The organism is Puia dinghuensis (genome assembly GCF_014642875.1).
In the GTDB taxonomy this organism is placed as follows: Bacteria; Bacteroidota; Bacteroidia; order Chitinophagales; family Chitinophagaceae; genus Puia; species Puia dinghuensis.
In genome coordinates this window covers 420,278-438,775 of sequence record NZ_BMJC01000002.1, presented here as the reverse complement: position 1 = coordinate 438,775, position 18,498 = coordinate 420,278, and the positions used below count along the sequence as shown (strand labels likewise).

The following is an 18,498-nucleotide window of genomic DNA, read 5'->3' as shown; positions in this document are numbered from 1 at the left end:
TGAGCCGGATCAGACATTAAATCTGAAGTGCATCACGTCGCCGTCTTTGACGACGTAGTCCTTTCCTTCGATGCGGAGCTTTCCGGCGTCACGGGCGGCGGCTTCCGATCCGTATTGGATGAAGTCTTTGTAGGCGATGACCTCGGCTTTTATAAACCCTTTTTCGAAGTCGGTGTGGATGACGCTGGCGGCCTGGGGGGCTTTCCAGCCTTCGTGGATGGTCCAGGCGCGGACTTCCTGTACGCCGGCGGTGAAATAAGTGGCCAGATCGAGTAATTTATAAACGCTGCGGATGAGCTTGCTGAGGGCGGGTTCGGTCATCTTGTATTCTTCCATGAATAATTCCCTATCCGCAGGGTCTTCCATTTCGGAGATCTGCGCTTCGATGGAGTTGTTCATCACGATCACCTGGGCATTCTCGCCGGCGACGGCGGCTTTCAGGGCTTCGGAGAATTTGTTACCCGTATGCATCGAGGCTTCGTCGACGTTGGCGACATAGAGCACCGATTTTTCGGTGAGCAGGAAGAGATCGGCGATGGCTGTCCGCTCTTCCTTGCTGAGGGATAGTTCCCGGATGGACTTGCCTTGTTCGAGGTGGTCCTTGCACCGCTTAAGGGTCTCATATTCGGCCTTTATCTTGGGGTCGCCCGTCTTTAGCATTTTTTCGACGCGGGAGAATTTCTTCTCGACGCTTTCGAGGTCTTTCAACTGCAGTTCGGTATCGATGATCTCTTTGTCGCCGACGGGGTTGATGGGGCCTTCGTCGCGGAGGATGTTCTCGTCTTCGAAGCAGCGGATGACGTGGATGATGGCGTCTACTTCACGGATGTTGGCCAGGAATTTATTGCCCAGCCCTTCACCCTTGCTGGCGCCTCTTACCAGTCCGGCGATGTCGACGATGGCGACCTGGGTCGGGACGATGCGTTCGGGCTTTACGAATCCGGCCAGCTTATCGAGCCGTTCGTCGGGGACGTCTACGAGCCCGGTGTTGGGTTCGATGGTGCAGAACCGGTAATTGCTGGCCTGTGCTTTGGCGCTGTTGCTGACGGCGTTGAACAATGTTGATTTTCCCACATTCGGTAAGCCTACGATGCCTGCTTGTAAAGCCATAAAATCCTTCTTTGAGGCCGCAATATTAGGCAATTAATGCTAATTTCAGGGCGTTAACATGTAAATAATGGGTTACCATGGCTTTAAGCAGGATTTGGGCAGCTTTTATTTTAATATCTATCGTGGTGGCGGGGATACGGTATGTGTTCGTGCCGGCGGACAAGGAGATCTTTGGGCAGATGGTGACGGGGAAGGCGGGGGATACGGTGCGGATCGCGGCGCCCGTGGTGGCCGGTGTGGGTTCCGCGGGTGTTGCCGGGCGGACGGATAGCGCGAAGGGGCCGGGTGCGGGTGTTGCGGGGCCGGTGGGTGCCGCGGGAGTGGCGGGGTCGGCGGCTGCTGCGGGTGCCGCGCAGGGGTATGTGGTGCAGAAGGCGGATGGGCTTATCGAGACCTGTAAGAATGCGGTGACGCTTGCCCTGGGGCTTATAGGCATCATGGCGGTGTTTATGGGATTGGTGACTATTGCCGAGGCGGCGGGTGGGATGCGTTGGCTGGCGAGGGTGACGGGTCCATTTTTTTCGAAACTTTTCCCCGATGTTCCCAAGGGGCATCCGGCGATGGGGCATATGGTGATGAATTTTTCGGCTAACCTGCTGGGGCTGGACAATGCGGCGACGCCTTTTGCGCTGAAGGCGATGGATAGCCTGCAGGAGATAAATCCCCATCCGGAGACGGCATCCAACAGCCAGATCATGTTCCTTTGCCTGCATGCTTCGGGGCTGCAGGTGATCCCGGTGAGTATGATCGCTCTGCGGGCGTCGATGCATGCGCCCGATCCGACGGATATCTTTGTACCGATAGTGATCGCCACCTTTATTACGACGGTGGCTTCGATGTGTATCGTAGCGGCCTGGCAACGCATCAATGTATTCCAGCCTGCCATCCTTCTCTGGGTGGGCGGGATCTCGGTGATCATTACTGCGCTTGTCCTTTATCTGCGGAGCCTGACGGCCGACCATGTACAGGTATTTTCACGGGCACTTAGCGGGGGAATCATCCTGCTGATCTTTTTTCTGATCGTCGGGGCGGCGGTGTATAAGAAGATCGACATCTTTGGGGCATTTGTGCAGGGGGCGAAGGGCGGGTTCGACACAGCGGTGCGCATTATTCCCTACCTGGTGGGGATGCTGGCAGCAATAAGCCTGCTCCGGGTGAGTGGAACGTTCGATACGGTGATGGGTGGGATACGGCATCTGGCTTCGGCGTTTGGCGCAGACACCCGATGGGTGGACGGGATGCCGACGGCGTTGATCAAGCCGTTGACATCGGCCGGGGCGAGGGGGATGCTGGTGGATACGATGCATACGTTTGGGCCTGATTCTTTTGCGGCCCGGTTGTCGGGCATCATGCAGGGGTCGTCGGAGACGGTATTTTATGTCGTGGCGGTGTATTTTGGGTCTGTAGCTGTGCGCAATACACGGTATGCTATTCCGGCGATGCTGCTGGCGGAAGTGGTGAGTGTGTTGAGCTCTATTTTTCTTTGTTATTTATTCTTTGGGAAATAAAAAAACCCCGCTTGCGCGGGGCTCTCTCATGTGACGCCTTAACCGAAAAATCATTGGTTTACGTAGGCGATCAGGTGTCTTCGCTTAGGGTCGGTCTTCTTATTGCTAAGTGCATTTCCTTTATAAACGAGGGTATAGGACCTCAGCTGATAAAAGTATTGGGTATTGAGGGTGTCGAGGCCGATGTGGGTGCCCGTGCGGCGTACGAAAAGCGTATCGCTCAACAACCAGTTGGAGGCATAGGCGGAAAAGCCCGTGATAGTACCCGGCTTTGCGTTGGTATAGATGTTCCCGCTGTTCCTTTTAGACCAGATGTCGATGCCTGCCGTATCGTTCCAGGCGGCATTTACAAAGCGCAGGTTGTAAAAGCCCAACGTGTCCGGCGGCAGGACATCCTTGATGAACATCCGGGCGGAATCCCGGGTGGAGTTGATGGAATCCGTGATCATGAAAGTGTAGTACTGACCGGCGGTGAGGGTCTCATGAAAAGTGGCCAGCACCAGGGAGTCGAGGGTATTGAAGCCTTTGACAAATTCTATCTGCTGATTGCCGGCGGGCACGGCTGCATAACCGTTGGCGGTGCCGGCAAAGGGATAGATGGAGCCAAAGGTCATGGCTGCAGCGGTACCCGGGGTATTGCCGGTGACTTTGACGCCGTTGAACAGGACATTGAACGTGTCGGCGCTGGCATTGAGCACGTTGTCGAGATTGGGGGAAACGTCGATGAGCGAAATAAACGCGCTGCCGGCAGGGCTGTTCGCGGGATCCTTGAGGGCCATATCCCGTTTGCAGGAGAAGAGGCCGGTGAGCGCCGCTGCGAGGATGACCAGTATATTGATCTTTTTCATTGTTGTTGATTTTGACGGTGAATTATTGTTGGGAGAACCACATTTCATAGGTGTTGTAATTGGGGTTCTCTGCGCCAATTCTTGTCAGTTCGGGAACATCATAGAGGTATTCCGAGTTATACCTGGGCTTACAGCGGTAGACCAGCTTACCGGCGTTGGTGGGGTAGAGGTAGATGCCGGAAGGAACGACCAGATTGGCATAGACCTGGTTGCCGGTGACGGGATCAAGATCGGTGTAATGGTATCTTCGCATATCCGTCCAGGTTTCATGGACTCCCCAGCCATACAGGGCGATGTATTTTTGCAGCATGACATGCGAGAGGGTCAGCCCGCCGGCGGCCGGGACGACGGCCGGGTTGGCGAGATAAGCCGCTTTGGAAGCAGGCGTGATCACTTTGGCGTTGGGGATGTTTTGCGGAAAGACGCTGGTGAGCATATCGAAGTTCATGCTAATGCCATTGGTATAGGCGTTGAGTGCCGAGGCCTGGTTCTTTTTCCGGAGATAGGATTCGGCCAGGATGAATTGCATTTCGGAGGCGGTCATCATCGGGTATTCCCCGGTATCCTGGAAGATATAGCGGCTGTTGTTAACGGCAGGCGGCGTGGTGGCAGTGGCTGTTGCATTTCCCCAGTAGTTTTGCGGGTAGTCACCGGGTGCGAGGCCGCTTGTTCCCAGCCAGGGCGTAAAACCTTTGTATGTTCCGTTGGTGTTCTCGCGCAACATATAAGGTGTGCGGGGATCGAAGACGCCCGTGAACATCTGGGGGTTATTGCCCGACATCAGGTCGGAAATATACTGGCCCTGCCGGTAGCTACCCACGTTGCCTCTGAACGGACCATAAAAGTTATTCACCGCGGAGGTGGTGCCGCCCTGAAATTTACACATCGCGTTGTCGGCGTTGCTGGCCATGGACAGGCTGGCGTACTTGATAGCCGAGTCCACGTAGTCATTCTGTGCATAGAGGGCTTTATTACTGAGGTCGTTGTAGCTCCGCGCCAGGACACCATAGGCGAATTTCTTCCATTTGTTGACGTCGCCGTTGAAGAAGTAGTAGTCGCCTTTTGCCAGGTTGGACTGGCTGACATTGCCGTCGGTACGGCTCAGGAAGCTGATGGCGCGCTGGGCGATGACGCGCGCGCTATCGTAGAACAGCGCTTGTGAATCGTATTTGAACTGGGACAGGCTGGTGTTGAAAGCCTGTTGCAATGGAGCGTCGCTGTACTGGTTGGTAAGTGTCAGCCAGCCCCAGGCGCGGATGGCCCAGGCTACGCCGACATAATCCCATTTTTGCTGCTGGGTCCCCCATTCGATGATCTTGTTCACATTCTGCCCCTGACCGTAATATACCGTAGCCCAGATGGAGCCGGTGAGGTCGGATGCCCCGATGACCGGGCCCATTTCGCCGTAGCTATCGCCGTTGGTGGTGATGCCCCAGTACTGGATATAGCGGCCCAGGTACAAACCGTCGCCCATGAGGCCATAGCCACTACCGTTGGCGGTGTAGTAATAGGAGAAGCCGTCGATGACGGGGGCCAGGAGGGTTTCAACGGGCTCGACGACCGAGGCGTTGGGGTTCTGGTAGGCCTCATCGATCTTTTTAGAACAGGAAGCCGCGAACAGCAGGAACCCGGCACTGAATAGGAGGATCGCTGTAGATAATTTATATCGCATAAAAGAAGATTTGAGATTGATCATGCACACATAATTTAGAAACTGGCCCGTAAGCCAAGGCTCATGCTGACAGGCGTTGCCGGACTGCCGAAGTCCATGCCATAAGAACCTACGCCCCTGGTACCGGGGTTGTTGCCCTGGACATCCGGGTCGGCGCCTGCGTAGTTGGTGAGCATGACCAGGTTGTTGGCCGTGGCGAAGACGCTAAGGCTTTTCATCCCATTCACCCTCTTGGTAACAGTTTCGGGCAAGCGATAGCTGATCGTGATATCCCGCAGCCGCAGCCAATTCACATTGTGCTGGACGAATTCTACGTCCGGCAGATTGGTATAATAGAAGCTGTTGAAGTACGGGGTGATCACGATGTTGTTTTGCGTCGGATGGGCGGTGTTCTGGTAACCATCGTTGAGCACGCCTTTGACGATGATAGGTTTCATCCGATTGCTCGTACGGGCGCTCTTGCCAATCTGTGTGAGGAAATAGTCTGTTCCGTTGTAGATGTCGCCACCCACCTTCAAATCCCACAGGAAACTCAGATTCCAGTTTTTGTAACGGAAGTTATTGACGGTTCCCAGCGTAAATTTGGGAGTGCGGTCGCCGATGGAGTAGTTGAGCTGTTGCTGGATGGCGACGCCACTACCCGGATCGATGAGGATCTGGCCAGCGTTGTTCTTCAGGTAGTTGAAGCCGGTGATGGTGCCGGTGGAGTGGCCCCTGATGAGACCAGCCCGGACGTTACCCGAAAAATAGGTATCCGAGTTATAATAGTCGTTGAGTATCCCGATAGAAGCAGGCAGGGTGAGGACCTTGCTCCACATGTGGTTGAAGTTGAACTGGATGTCCCAGGCAAAATCGGTCTTTTTTATCGGGGTGACGCTTACAGTAAGCTCGACGCCCTGGTTGCGGGTCGAGGCCGCATTCTCGGTGTTGAGGATGTAACCCGTGGCGTAACTTGCGCGATATTGCTGCGCGATCTGGTTGTAACAATAGGTATTGTAATACGCGCCTTCCAGGCTGATGGCGTTGTTGAGCAGGCGTAGCTCGGTGCCTAATTCAAATGTCCTTTGCCGTTCGGGCTGGAGGTAGGGGTTGGCGTTGGTATAGCCATAGCCAAAGGAGGGGATGTACTGGGTTGCCAGGTTGTTGACGAAGAACGACTGGTTGGAATAGGGGTCGTTGAGCCGGGCCGTGCCGGCGACGCTTCCGCGCAGTTTCCAGTAATTGACTATGTTGTTATTTTTTATGGCCGGGATGATGTCCGACATAATCGCGCTAAGGCTTGCGGCAGGATAGTTGTAATTCCTGTTCTGTGCAGGCAGAGGCGAGGCGGATTCGAAGCGATGGCTGTAAGTGAGGTAGATGAGATCGCGCCAACTAATGGACAGTTCGCCAAAATAAGCTATTTCCCGCGTGATCTGCAGGTTGGGCAGGCCCTGCTGGTTGCGGAGCAGCCGGATGCGGCTGCTGGCGAGGGTGTTGCTGCTATCCGTGCTGGCTGAGTCCTTCAGATGGGTGCCATAGACATCCCAGGCCTTGGTCTCGAGGTCCTGCCACATAGTACCTACCAGTAACCGGGTGTTGAAGTTGCCGAATTTTTTGTGGGCCGTAGCCGTGATCGTATGGTTGTAGCCGTTATACCGGTGATAGTAGTTATCCAGGCTGCCGCCGGTGGATGCGGAGAGCAGGTAACTTTCCGGGTGGGTGAACAGGTAGCCATCCTGTTCGTAGGTGTCATAGCCAAAGCGACCGGCCAGGCTGAGCCAGGAGAAGGGGTGGATGTCGATGCCCAGGGTAGCGATGACCCGGTCGGTGACGTCACGGGATTTGTTGTTTTTGGCGCTCCACAAAGGATTGTCATAGTCGGCGTTGACATTACTCTGAAACAGAATCATCTTGGCGCCGGCAGCCGTCTGGTAGTTGCGGATATCATAATTGGCGGGCCAGGAGTAGAGGTCCTCCAGGTAGCCGGAAGCGCCTTTTACCGGCTTCAGGTTGTTGGAATGGATGTACTCAATGGAGGGATTGATGTCTACGTATTTGCCAATCTTCGTACTGTTGACGATGCGGATATTGTCCCGCAGATAGGTATTGTGCGGGACCACGCCTTCGTCGGTGAAATAGGAGCCGGAGATGCGGAACCCGCTGTTCTTGAATCCGAATTCCGTGGCGAGGTTATGGGTCTGCGAGAATCCAGTGCGGAAGAAATTATGCAGGTTGTCATAGAGCTGGGTGCCAGCCGGCCAAGCCGGTCCGAAGGAGGTGAACTGACCGACGAGGGGCGGGAGGGTAGGGATACCGTTGCTGGTGCCGGGACCATAGCCGTTGTCGACGGCAGCGAACCGGGTGATCTTTTGGGTGCGGAAATTATTGTCGTACGCCAATGATAAATGTCCGTTGGCCTTTGGTTTCCGCGTCACGATAACGATGGCGCCATTGGAGGCCTGGCTGCCATAGAGCGCGGTGGCTTCGGGGCCTTTGAGCACGGTGAGCGATTCGATATCGTTGGGGTTGAGATCGGCGATGCGGTTGGTATAGTCGTTGTTGCGATTGGGCAGGTCGGCAGCGACACCCACGCCCGTGCCACCGTAGGAGTTCTCGTTGAAGGTGGTATTATCAATGATGATACCGTCCACGACGAAGAGCGGTTGGTTGGTTCCGCCAAGCGTATTGAATCCACGCAGGACGATGGAGGCTGAGGCGCCAGCCTGGCCGCCGGTGGCGGTGATGGTGAGGCCGGAGACCCGGCCTTGCAGGGAGGTGATGAAGTTCTCCCGCTGCGTTGCCGCAATGGTTGAGCCGGCAACGGTCTGTACCGAATACCCTAATTCCCGCGGGTTGCGCTTGATGTCCATCGCGGTGACGACGGCTTCACCTATCTCGCTGGTCTCTATTTCCAGCTGAACGGCGTAGGACGTGGCGGCTCCAACGGTGAGCAGGGCGGTTTTGCGGCCGATGTGGGAGACAATGAGGACGTCACCCGACCGGGCGATAGCGGTAAAATGCCCGTCGTCGTTGGTGAGGACAGCCTTTTTTGTGCGTTTGTTGACAATGGTTGCGCCTGCGAGCGGGGTGTTATCCCTGGGGTCACGCACCGTACCGGTTATCGTCTGATCCTGCGCGAAAGCGAGGAGGCTGCAGACGAGTGCGAGGGCGCAGCATACAGGTCGTAGCAAATTTCGCATGAGTGTTAGTTTTGTTTGTTTGACGTGTTGGATGAAAAGCGCACATGGCAGGCATGTTCGTTCTGTTTCAGAGGGGGGGCCAGGAATAGGTTTGCAGCGACGTTGGGGACGGAAAGGGTTTTCGAATAGGGACGGATTTAAAATATTTCAATTCCTTTTTGACGATAGGGTTCGAGCATGGGGTCATCGGGGGGCAGCTCGGTGATGAGCATGTCGAGCTCTTCGACAGGGCAGACATGAAAGGGCTGGAAGGAGTCGATCTTCTCGGAGATGGTGAGACAGATGACCTTCTGAGCGGATTCGATCATGGCTTTTTTTACCTGTACCACTTCCCAGTCGTTGTCGGTGATGCCGTGCTGGATGTCGATGGCATTGACGCCAAGGAAGCAGATATCTGCTTTTATCTGGCGGATGCGGGCGATGGCTTCGCCGCCGACGGTGATGCGGGAGTTTTTCGATACTTTGTCGCCGATGAGGATCACGTCGATGAGGGGGTGGTGGCAGTATTCGAGGGCTACGGGCAGGCTGCCGGAGATGAAGGTTGCTTTGAGGTCTTTGGGTAGGGTACGGGCGAGCTCGATAAGGGTGGTGCCGCCGGTGGTGGTGATGAACATGTCGTTCTGGATAAGGGAGGCGGCTTTGCGGGCGATGAGCTTTTTCTGCGTATGGGCGTAGATGGGAGTGGCGGGGCCGTGGTCGTTGAAGGAGAGGGATAAGGCGCCCCCATGTACTTTTATGAGTTTTTGGTTGTCGGCAAGCTCCTGGAGATCGCGGCGGATGGTGTCTTCGGAGACGTCCAGTTGCTGGCTTAGGTTGGCCGAGAGCACCTGGTTGTGAAGGTTCACCTGGTGGAGAATGTAGGCCTGTCTCTCTGGTTTGAGCATGTTTGTTTTGGTTATTGGCGGCCTAAAGTAAGCTAAAAAGCTGCAAAAAAACGCAGATGGGGATTAAAATTTGCAAAATCACGCAAGTTTGGTGCGGGAAGGTGCGGGAATGGGGCGTCGGGGTTGGAGTTGTCGGCCGGTTGCTCCGCTGGGCCGGGTCGTGGTGGGGCGAGGGGTGTGGGGCCCCGGCGCGTGGGTGGGGAGGTGTGGGGGAGTTTTTTAGGGGGTGGGGCTGGTGCTGGTTTTTGCGGTTTGTCTGGCGAAGGTGTAGCGGACGGTGATGCCGAAGGCGTCGGGGATGAAGTCGATGTTGGGGGCGAGGTCGAGCTCGGGCTGCCAGTCGAGGGAGAGGTTGACAGGGGCATTGGCGAACTTGTAGTCGAGGCCGATGGCGCCGGTGGGACCGATGTGGGTAGTATTGTTATTGCGCCAGCCGACATAGCCGCCGACACCATAGAACCAGGTGAAGGCGGGGACGGCGCCGATCAACTGGTGACGTTCGTAAAGCCCGCCGACGCCAAAGCCGGTGCCGAATGAGATGAGCCCTTCCACCGCATTTGTTTCATCGAGGAAGTATTTTACGCTGACGGAGTTGTTGAGGGTAGGGGAGGCCGAACTAAACCGGATGCCCATCGCCAATTTGTAATCCTGTGCGGACAGACGATTCGTGCGGCTGCTGACGACCAGCAGTAGGATCACGCAGAAGGTGATGCGGGTGATGGTGCGCATAGATGTCTTTTTATTATCGAGGAACGCCGCCGGAGGCGGCAATATTGACTAACAGGTGTTAGAAGTTTCTTAAAGTGGAAGGTTTAACCTGAGATTTAGCAGGGGGCGCCGCCACAGGGGGTACAGAAGGCGGTGCAGGGGCCGGCGCTGCGGTGGGGGTCAGGGTGTCGTCAAAGTCTTCCTCCTGCTTGCGCTTCACCTCTTCATACAGCTCTTTCTTGCTCTTGGGACGCCGGTCTTCATACCACTTGAAGCCGCGCAGGATCATGTCATCGAAATTGACGTGTTTAAATGGATACATCGTTCCTGCGGCATCGTTGCGCAGCACCACCCGGTTGAGCTCTTTGCCGTTGGGCTTACCTACGGAGTCGAACTTCTGGGCGAAGATCATATCGATAATGTCGGCATGGGCCTTATTGACCCCGGTGTAGGCTTTCTTGTCATCAGTGACATAATAGATGCTTTCCGAATTGCCTTTGGCGCGGAGATAGTCTACCTCCCCTCCCTTGAAGAAGGCATTAATAGTCGTGCCTTTCAGCTGGTTGTAGAATTGTTTACCCACCCTGTTTATAGCCAGGGCATTTTCGAAGACATAGAGCCGCTGGGCCTTTTTGTTCTTCGTATAGACATACATGGTGTCGCCGGTGATCTGGTAATTACCGCTGCCCCAGGCAATGGGGTTATAGAAGAGCCGGAAGATGGAGTCCTTTGACGAATAATACAGACTGTCGGCCACGGCCTGCAACGAATCCGAGAAGATGCGGACATGATGGAAGCCAATGACAAAGCGCAGGGTCGTATCCTTTGTAGCAATACGCCCGATGGAGTCGGCTTCATGACCCGGCAGGGGGGCTTCGACGGTATCTTTTGGCGGCGGTCGTCGCGTTCGGGCCGCTAATTTTATACTATCCTGTCGTCGGATAGCATTGGCGCTGTCGACGAGGCCCACCCGCACGAGGCTGTCGATGAGGTTGGCATGCCGGACGCTGTCGGTATGGGCCACCACCTTGAGGCTATCGTTGACGACCGCCTGCCGGATACTGTCGGCGACGAACCGTTTTCGGGCCCGCTCTTTGGACTTGACCTCGGCAATACTATCAGCAATATCCTGCTGCCGGATGGTAAGACTGTCCTTTATGGCTTTCTGCCGGGCTTTTACGCTGTCGGCGCGTTCGTGGATCTGTTCCTTGACTTCGGCTATAGAATCCTTGATGGCCTGCCGGGCCGCCTTTTCTTTTGCGCGTTGTTGTCGCCGGAGCTCCTTTTCGGTAGGGGGGCGGGCGGCTTTTACGCTGTCGGCGCCCCCCCGGGTCCGGCCGGACCCGGTAGTGTCGGTTAGCCCCGGGTGTTTCTTGCCGGTGGTGTCCGCTCGTCCGGCATTCTTCCCACCCGTAGTATCGGCGGCCTGTATGCGGTGGAGGCTGTCGAGGGCCAGCTTCATGCTGTCGCTCTGTGCGCCTTGAAGGCTGTCACTGAGGTCTTTTACCTGCTGGTTCACCGTCGTATCGCCTGCGGGGGCGTGGGCTGCCGCAATGGAGTCACGGATCGCTTTTTCGAGGGCGGCCTTGTGGACGCTATCGGCCTGTACCTTTTCCAGGCTGTCGACATATATCCGGTGCAGGCTGTCGTCATGGGCCAGCCGCTTCTGCTGGGCCTCGAAGTCCACAAGCCGGAGGGACATCAGGGTGTCGGCGGTGACATAGAGGGAGTCTCCTTTCTCCTGCTTGAGGATCATCAGCGGCCGCTGGGTCGCCAGAAAAGTGTTCTTTTTCTTGTCATTGATCATGTAGTTGGCCAGCAGCTTTACCCCCTGGGTGGTGTCGGTGTAGATGGCGTTGCCGACGGCCGTGGCCAGCCCCGTACTATCATCCATGCGGACGCTGTCACCCGTGAGTTTCTGGCTGCCTTCCGTCATGATGGGACGCTTGCCGAACTGGGCCTTTTTGTTGGCAAGATCATAGTAGCCGTCCCGGGTGCGCACGGTGCGCTTGCTGCTGTCCTTGAATTGGATAAAGGTTTCGGTAATAAACGTAGAGACCTGGGTCTGGGTGTTGTAAAGCAGGGAGTCGGCGGTGAGGTCGTATTGAGGGTCGCGCAGAAGGACATGGTTATGGAAGTGGATATCCTTTGTATCCTCGTAATAGACGCCGTCGTCGCTGGTGAGGACGGATTCCTTGTTGACGATCTTCCCGCCGTTGTTGTAGGTTCCGACATGCTGCCTGAGATCATAAGTGAGCCAATTAGTGGTTAGAATACCTTTTCCATCGGTGAGCTTTACATTCTTATCGAAATTGACCATCTTATCAGCCACATAATAGACCATGTGGTCGGAATAGATGTTAACCGAGTCATTATCGTTGATGTGTACGTTGTTGAAGCACTCGATATAGTTCTTCGCAGGGAACATGTTCAGGCTATCACAGTAAATGATCGTCTTCTCCTGGCGGATGGCAACATGTCCCACAAGAGTGGTGATGCTATTGGAATCGTATTGTGCGTACCGGTATTGATCGCTGTTGAGGATGTCGACCACCTTTACGCTGTCATTGGCGGGCGACCGGAATTCAACCTTGCCCATCTGTGCCCGGGCACCGGTGCTCAGCAGGAAACAGCCCAGGAGGGCGGCTACGACAATACCTGGCTTCATCCTTACTTATTGACGGGTTTCGACGTGGACGTGGAGTCGATGATGGGTGACATCAGCGGTCCGGTCTTGTCCTTTTTACCGAATACAGAGATATTCACATAGCGTTTGGGGTGGACACGGAAGTCGTCCAGCAGGGTGTTGAGGCTGCGGGTAGAGGCTTCGAGGTTGTTGTAAAGCCGTTTGTCGTTGAGCAGCATACCCATCGAGCCGTTGGTGCTGTTCACTTTGTCGAGGACGTTCTTCAATTCGTTCATGGTGGACTGCAGGCTTTGGACGGTCTCGGGTATTTTGGCGGCGGCAAGATTAGCGGTGGTTTTATCGACGTTCTCAAGGGTATGCGTAACGTGGTCGTTGTTCTTTGCAAGGTTGCCGGTGAATTCGTTTACATTCCGGAGGGACTGGGCCAGGGCGCCCGACTGGGCGTTGAGCAACTTTTGCAGTTCGGCCGAAGATGCGGCGAGATTGGTGATGATGGAGCTGAAATTGTTTTTCAGTCTGGGGTCGAACATGGTGCCGATGACCTCGATGAGGCTGTCCAGGGAGGTGAGGGTACCACCCAGTTTTAAGATGACGGGGTTGACGCTCGATTGCACCTGGGAAAAGAGGTTGATCTTCCTTTTCGTTTCGATGGTGTCGCCGTTGTCCAGGAATTTGTCGCTGCTGCCTCTATCGATGACGATGGAGGCGGAACTGATGAGGCCGGAGTTGATAGAGGCGACGGAGTTGTCGGGGATATGGACGTCCTTTTTCAGCGAGATGGTTACGACGACGCCCTGGGAGAGGTCTTTATCCGACTCGTTGATGGAGGTGATGTTGCCGATCTGCAGGCCGTTGATCTGCACGGCGTTGGAGACTTCCAGCCCTTCGACGTTGTCGAAGACGGCATAGAGCTTTTTGGTATGTTGGAATAGGCTGTTGCCTTTGAGAAAGTTAAAGCCGAGGATCAGTGCGGCCAGGGCCACGACGGCCAGGACACCGATCTTAGTTTCGTTAGAAATTTTCATTGGACAAATATAGAGTATTTACCGGATCAACAGACTGTGAAACAGCCTGCTGACCGGGTTTAACTTTAATTTGTGGCGTGGTTCTCCAGGGTGGCCTTATACCGCCGGAGTGCGTCCATTATATTCTTTGCTACCTCGTCCTGACCTTCGTCGCTCATCAGGTATTGTTCCTCGTCTACGTTGGAGAGGAAGCCTGTTTCTATCAGGACGCTGGGCATGCCCGTTGCCTGGAGGACCCGGATGCCTACGTCGCGTTGGAAGACGCCCTCGCTCTCGCGACCGGCTTTTGCGAACTCATCTTCCACCAGGGTGGCGAAGAGGGCACTATTGGCGAAGTATTTCTTTTCATAGAGCTGGGCCCTGATCCTTGCCTCGGGCGAACTGACGTCGAAGGCGAGGCTGTCGGACTGAGGTTCCCCGGTGCTGTCAGTGAATTCACCTGCGCCTCTGTCATTGATGGCGTCGCCTTTGAAGCCACTGCGGTCGGCCTTCCAGATGAAGGTCTCCGTGCCCTTTCGGGTATGGTGGCCCTCATAGCTTTCATAGATGGCCACCCGATGACGATGTTTGCCTTTACCTACATATTTATGGCCGACGAGTCTGCGGACCGTGAAAGCACCGGCGGGATGGCCGTCGTTGTCGCAGTGAATGGCGATGAACAGGTCACCCCTCGACCGGTTGGCCAGATCGGCGCGGTAGTTGAGGCCGGAGGCGATGGTCGAACCGCCGCCGGGCATTTCGTCTGTCGTCCGGGTATAGACGATCTTGATATCGGGCCAGGTGTCAGAGATGAGTTTGCCTAATTTCAGGCCAATATCCAGGGCCACTTCTTTCTCCGAGATGTGGAGGCCTTTTGTGCCGGTGTCGAAGCCACCATGACCGGGGTCGATGATGATGGTGCGAACGGCTGCACGCTGATGCGGCGGTTTGGGGCCGCCAGCGTTAAATGAAGTAAGGGCGGTGTAGAGCCCGCCCAACAGGATCGTAGTCGATAGTTTATACCATTTCATTCTCTTCTCGTATTGCGAACCGCCAAGGCGGCACTTCTATTTCATAGTTAGCGTCGAGGGACCTATTTCCCATTGCCTTCCACCGCATCCTTATAATGCCGGAAGGCGGTGGCGATGTTTCGGGCGACTTCCGCCTGGCCTTTACGGCTGGCAAGATAGCGTTCTTCCTCCCGATTGGTGAGGTAGCCCGTCTCGATGAGAACGCTGGGCATGCCTGTCGCCTGTAACACCCCGATGCCTTCCTGCCGCTGAACCAGGCCCTCGCTGCGGCGTCCCATTTTAACAAACTCCTTTTCAACGAAGCTGCCAAATAAGGCGCTGTTGGCAAAATATTTTTTTTCATAGAGCAGCGCCCGCATCCTGGCCTCCGGGGAGGTAAGGTCGATGGCCGTACCCGTGCTGTCGCCCATGTTCTCGCCATGGATCAGCGACTCCCGCTGGTTGATGGCGTCGCCTTTGAATCCGCCGCGGTCGGCCTTCCAGATGTAACACGCCGAGCCACGGACGGTGTTCTTCACCCAGGTGGTCTTGTATACCGGGACGGATCTTTTATGAGCACCTCTGCCAACCGATCGATAGCGGACCAGCCTTTTTACCGGATAGCTACCCGCAGGTTTGCCCGAGGAGTTGCAATGTATGCAGATGAAGAGATCGCCGCCTGATCGATTGGCCAGTTCCGCACGGTAGCGGATACCTTCCTGCAGGGTGGGCTTGTTGCCGGGCATGATATCGGTCGTTCGGGTATAGACGATATGCAGACCGGGATAAGCTTGCTGCAGGTCTTTCCCCAGTTGAAGGGAAATGGCCAGAGCGATATCTTTTTCTTTTGCGATCAATCCGTGACAACCGGGATCGAATCCACCGTGACCCGGATCGATGACAATGGTACGGAGCAATGGCATTTGCGGCGGTGGCATCGGGACAAAAGACGTGATTCCAACAGCAATTCCACAGAGCGTTAACAAAGTGGCCGTCTTTTTGATCATAGTTATGTTATTTTGCCAATTCCCTTTAATCTTCACATAATCTTATGGGAGATATGGCTATTTTTGTCACCGCACGCCGCGATCTATTCGTTTTTTCTATATACGTATGAACAATAACGGACGCAAAATTAGCTCAAAATATTTACTGACATTGATTTTTACTGCTTTATTCTTTTCAGTAACGTTCAATAGTCCAGCAAATTATCCGGGTGTCGTCCGTTTTTGCAAAATCCTAACATCTGGCAGGGGTATCACCGGAGCCGACACGAGCAAACCGCGGCCCCGTCTTGGCCCTGATTCGATACTGCCGCGGGCGGTGTTACCCTCCCGGGCCCCATTGAACGATGTGACGACGGAGAAGGACACGGTCTTACGGCTGGCGGACTCCCTGCTCTCGGCCAGGCGGAGCGACACTCCGGAATATAAGATATCCAAGGATACGCTGGAGGCCAACATCGACTATAAGGCTTCCGACTCGATCGTCATGATCATCCCTACCCGCAACATCACGCTTTATACCAATGCCGAGGCGAAGTATAAGGATGCGGACCTCACCGCCGACCATATTGTATATGACCAGGACCGGAATGTGGTGATAGCACATCCTACAGTAGATACGGCCGGCAAGCCCGTGGGCATTCCCAAAATGGTTCAGACAGACAATACGATGACCTCCGACTCGATCGTCTATAATATCAAAACCCAGAAGGGGATCACACATAATACGATCACCAATTCGGGCGAGATGTTCGTGCATGCGGAGAAGATGAAGAAGATGACGCCGGAGGAGTATTTCGGATGGAAGGGTATCTTTACCACCTGTAACCTGGATACGCCGCACTTTGCCTTCCGGACGAATAAGATGAAGATCATCAACAAGAAGTTCGCCATTACGGGGCCGATACATCCTGAATTCGAGGGTGTGCCGTTGCCGATATACATCCCGTTTGGCTTTTTTCCTTTGTCGCAGGGGCGTCATTCGGGCTTGTTGCCGCCGCAATTCACTGCCAACGATCAGGCAGGTCTGGGGCTGGAAGGGCTGGGGTATTACAAGGTGTTTAGCGACAACTTCGATGCGATCTTCCGCACGAACCTCTACTCTTATGGGGGATGGAACCTCTATGTGAGCCCCGAATACCGGGTCAGATACCATTTTAGCGGAACCATGAATTTTGCGCTGCAGAATACGAAGTTATTGGCGACTGCCGGCAAGGATGCTTACACAACGTCCAAGACGTTTAGCTTCAACTGGAGCCACCAGATGGACCAGAAGGCGAGGCCGGGGACGAATTTCAACGCCAATGTGAATGTGGCTTCGACCAAATACAACCAATATCTGCTGAACAACCCGACGGCGAACTATACCAACCAGCTGAGCTCTTCGGTGACCTATTCCAAGACCTGGGTCGGCAAGAATACCTATAACCTGACGGTGAGCGGTACCCACAACCAGAACAATTCTACAAGGATCGTGAACGTGAGCATGCCCAATATCGCTTTTACAGCGCCGACGATCTATCCCTTTGCCAGGACCACCTTTGTAGGAGCGCCCAAGTGGTATGAGAAATTTGGGGTGGGGCTTAACACTACGATCGCCGGCGGGGCGAGCTTTTATGACTCGCTGTTTAGTCTCAAGCGCCTCACCGATACCTTCCAGTGGGGGGCGCAGAACAGTATCCCGTTGACGCTGGCCCTTCCTTTGAAGGGGGCAGTTCAGGTGTCGCCAGGTATCAGCTTCCAGAACCGGCTGTATTCGCGGAAGCTGTTTCGCAAGTATGACCCGGTGACCAACAGGGTGGATACTGCCGGCATCCAGAAGGGGATCTTTTATGCCAACGATATGTCCTTTAGCCTGAGTCTCGCGACGGCTATCTTTGGAACCTTCCAGGGGTTTGGCAAATACAGCAAACTAATGGGTATCCGGCACGTTATCCGGCCTACCGTCAGTATCAGCTATAAGCCCGATATGTCGGGGCCCTATTATTATAACCTGACGACGCCTTATGATACGGCGGCGGGGGCGACGAAGATCTCGCATGTGCAGCGGGTGTCGTATTTCGACGGATCGACGTATGGGCCTTTTGGCGAGGGGCGCTTTGGCGGGATATCCTTTGGATTGGACAACCATATCGAGATAAAGACCCGGAGCAAATCGGACACGAGCAGCACCGGGGTGAAGAAGACGACGATCATCGATGGTTTTGGGTTTAATGGAAGCTATAACTACCTGGCTGATTCGTTCAAGCTGTCACCGATTACCTTCTATTTCCGGAGCACGCTGTGGAACAGCATCAACATCACCGGCGGGGCTTCGCTCGATCCGTACCAGACCGACACTTTTGGTTTCGACAGGAATAAGTATGCGTGGCAGGGAAAGAGCTTCTCGCTGGGGCGGATCACCTCCGGCAACCTGGCGATCTCCACCACCTTCAAGAGCAAGCCGAAGGATGCCAAGCTGGAGCAGCAGAAGCAGCAGCTGCAGCAGAACCAGATGCCGATGACGATGGAGGAGCAGCAGGCGCAGCTGAACTATATCCAGCACAACGCCGGGCAGTTTGCCGATTTCAATATTCCCTGGTCGTTGAACCTGTCAATGGCGTTCAATTTTACGAAGTCGGAGAAGCCGGACTATTCCGGGTTTCAGACGAACATTACGTCGAGCTTGAACTTCAGCGGGGATTTCAACCTGACGGACAAGTGGAAGATCGGGCTCAACGGGTATTATGACCTGAAGTATCAGAAGTTGCAGTCGATAACGACGAATATCTCGCGCGATATGCATTGCTGGCAGATGACGATCAATGTGACGCCTGTCGGCTATAGCCATTATTTCAATATTACGATTAGTCCTAAGGCTGGGATATTGCAGGACCTGCGGATCAACCGGACGAAGTATTTCTACAATGAATAAGGGCGTT

General features: G+C 54.9%; 12 protein-coding genes. 2 read left to right on the top strand and 10 right to left on the bottom strand.

The features are described 5' to 3' along the window. Positions 1-9: 9 nt before the first annotated feature. Entirely contained in the window at positions 10-1,110 is a 1,101-nt protein-coding gene (gene ychF / locus IEY39_RS10070; RefSeq protein ID WP_188931056.1) for a redox-regulated ATPase YchF, read from the bottom strand. Between the two features lie 77 nt (positions 1,111-1,187). Between ychF and IEY39_RS10065 the strand changes: the two genes are divergently transcribed. Next, a complete protein-coding gene (locus IEY39_RS10065) occupies positions 1,188-2,618 on the top strand; it encodes a spore maturation protein (protein ID WP_188931054.1) in 1,431 nt (476 codons plus the stop codon). A 50-nt stretch (positions 2,619-2,668) separates the two neighbouring features. On the opposite strand, the gene IEY39_RS10060 is transcribed toward IEY39_RS10065, so the two are convergent. The 9 genes from IEY39_RS10060 to IEY39_RS10020 all read right to left on the bottom strand — a co-directional run bounded on the left by IEY39_RS10060 (position 2,669) and on the right by IEY39_RS10020 (position 15,580). Next, the gene (locus tag IEY39_RS10060; RefSeq protein ID WP_188931052.1) at positions 2,669-3,466 is read right to left on the bottom strand and encodes a DUF4397 domain-containing protein; all 798 of its coding nucleotides are present in this window, start codon (positions 3,464-3,466) and stop codon (positions 2,669-2,671) included. Positions 3,467-3,488: 22 nt separating this feature from the next. After that, on the bottom strand, positions 3,489-5,138 hold the full coding sequence (locus IEY39_RS10055; RefSeq protein WP_188931049.1) for a SusD/RagB family nutrient-binding outer membrane lipoprotein: 1,650 nt from the start codon (positions 5,136-5,138) through the stop codon (positions 3,489-3,491). A gap of 35 nt (positions 5,139-5,173) precedes the next feature. After that, on the bottom strand, positions 5,174-8,320 hold the full coding sequence (locus IEY39_RS10050; RefSeq protein ID WP_188931047.1) for a SusC/RagA family TonB-linked outer membrane protein: 3,147 nt from the start codon (positions 8,318-8,320) through the stop codon (positions 5,174-5,176). Between the two features lie 137 nt (positions 8,321-8,457). Then, positions 8,458-9,204: a DeoR/GlpR family DNA-binding transcription regulator gene (locus IEY39_RS10045; RefSeq protein ID WP_188931046.1), complete on the bottom strand. Its 747-nt coding sequence runs from the start codon at positions 9,202-9,204 to the stop codon at positions 8,458-8,460. A gap of 219 nt (positions 9,205-9,423) precedes the next feature. Continuing rightward, positions 9,424-9,933, bottom strand: a complete 510-nt coding sequence (locus IEY39_RS10040; protein ID WP_188931043.1) for a hypothetical protein — start codon at positions 9,931-9,933, stop codon at positions 9,424-9,426. A gap of 58 nt (positions 9,934-9,991) precedes the next feature. After that, complete coding sequence (locus IEY39_RS10035) at positions 9,992-12,580, bottom strand: OstA-like protein (RefSeq protein WP_188931040.1); 2,589 nt, start codon at positions 12,578-12,580, stop codon at positions 9,992-9,994. A gap of 2 nt (positions 12,581-12,582) precedes the next feature. Further along, positions 12,583-13,584 (bottom strand): MlaD family protein, encoded by a 1,002-nt coding sequence (locus IEY39_RS10030; protein ID WP_188931038.1) that lies wholly within the window; start codon positions 13,582-13,584, stop codon positions 12,583-12,585. Between the two features lie 65 nt (positions 13,585-13,649). Continuing rightward, positions 13,650-14,594: an N-acetylmuramoyl-L-alanine amidase family protein gene (locus tag IEY39_RS10025; protein ID WP_188931036.1), complete on the bottom strand. Its 945-nt coding sequence runs from the start codon at positions 14,592-14,594 to the stop codon at positions 13,650-13,652. A gap of 62 nt (positions 14,595-14,656) precedes the next feature. After that, positions 14,657-15,580, bottom strand: coding sequence for an N-acetylmuramoyl-L-alanine amidase family protein (locus IEY39_RS10020; RefSeq protein WP_188931033.1), 924 nt, complete (start codon positions 15,578-15,580; stop codon positions 14,657-14,659). 316 nt (positions 15,581-15,896) lie between these two features. Between IEY39_RS10020 and IEY39_RS10015 the strand changes: the two genes are divergently transcribed. Beyond that, positions 15,897-18,491, top strand: coding sequence for a putative LPS assembly protein LptD (locus tag IEY39_RS10015; RefSeq protein WP_229688855.1), 2,595 nt, complete (start codon positions 15,897-15,899; stop codon positions 18,489-18,491). Positions 18,492-18,498 lie beyond the last annotated feature (7 nt).

Bases quoted from the DNA above. Each gene is read 5' to 3' on its own strand.
- ychF (WP_188931056.1), bottom strand. From the start codon at position 1,110: ATGGCTTTACAAGCAGGCATCGTAGGCTTACCGAATGTGGGAAAATCA.
- IEY39_RS10065 (WP_188931054.1), top strand. From the start codon at position 1,188: ATGGCTTTAAGCAGGATTTGGGCAGCTTTTATTTTAATATCTATCGTG.
- IEY39_RS10060 (WP_188931052.1), bottom strand. From the start codon at position 3,466: ATGAAAAAGATCAATATACTGGTCATCCTCGCAGCGGCGCTCACCGGC.
- IEY39_RS10055 (WP_188931049.1), bottom strand. From the start codon at position 5,138: ATGCGATATAAATTATCTACAGCGATCCTCCTATTCAGTGCCGGGTTC.
- IEY39_RS10050 (WP_188931047.1), bottom strand. From the start codon at position 8,320: ATGCGAAATTTGCTACGACCTGTATGCTGCGCCCTCGCACTCGTCTGC.
- IEY39_RS10045 (WP_188931046.1), bottom strand. From the start codon at position 9,204: ATGCTCAAACCAGAGAGACAGGCCTACATTCTCCACCAGGTGAACCTT.
- IEY39_RS10040 (WP_188931043.1), bottom strand. From the start codon at position 9,933: ATGCGCACCATCACCCGCATCACCTTCTGCGTGATCCTACTGCTGGTC.
- IEY39_RS10035 (WP_188931040.1), bottom strand. From the start codon at position 12,580: ATGAAGCCAGGTATTGTCGTAGCCGCCCTCCTGGGCTGTTTCCTGCTG.
- IEY39_RS10030 (WP_188931038.1), bottom strand. From the start codon at position 13,584: ATGAAAATTTCTAACGAAACTAAGATCGGTGTCCTGGCCGTCGTGGCC.
- IEY39_RS10025 (WP_188931036.1), bottom strand. From the start codon at position 14,594: ATGAAATGGTATAAACTATCGACTACGATCCTGTTGGGCGGGCTCTAC.
- IEY39_RS10020 (WP_188931033.1), bottom strand. From the start codon at position 15,580: ATGATCAAAAAGACGGCCACTTTGTTAACGCTCTGTGGAATTGCTGTT.